General features: G+C 66.1%; 1 pseudogene. It reads left to right on the top strand.

The annotated features are described in order from the left end of the window. A pseudogene (locus tag KVS69_RS19295) lies at positions 1-295 on the top strand (type IV secretory system conjugative DNA transfer family protein); the annotation flags it as partial.

Here is a 295-nt window from a genome sequence, read left to right as displayed (position 1 = left end):
GGCCCCAGACCACGCCCAGACCTTCGCGCCCTCGCGCTCGGATGAAGGTGCCGGCCTGCTGGGGCCAACGCTCCTATCCTAGCCGGACTCGGCCGTCATCCACGACATCAAGGGCGAGAACTGGCAGATCACCGCAGGCTGGCGCTCACGTTTCTCGCATTGCCTGCTGTTCAACCCAACCGATGCGAAGCCGGCAGCCTACAACCCGCTGCTGGAGGTGCGGCGCGGTGCGCATGAAGTGCGCGACGTGCAGAACATCGCGGACATTCTGGTCGATCCCGAAGGCGCGCTGGAG

Origin of the sequence: Stenotrophomonas sp. GbtcB23 (assembly GCF_019091045.1) — a bacterium.
Taxonomy (GTDB): domain Bacteria; phylum Pseudomonadota; class Gammaproteobacteria; order Xanthomonadales; family Xanthomonadaceae; genus Stenotrophomonas; species Stenotrophomonas rhizophila_A.
The sequence above is the reverse complement of the archived record's forward strand: the minus strand, read 5'-3'. Positions and strand labels throughout refer to the sequence as shown.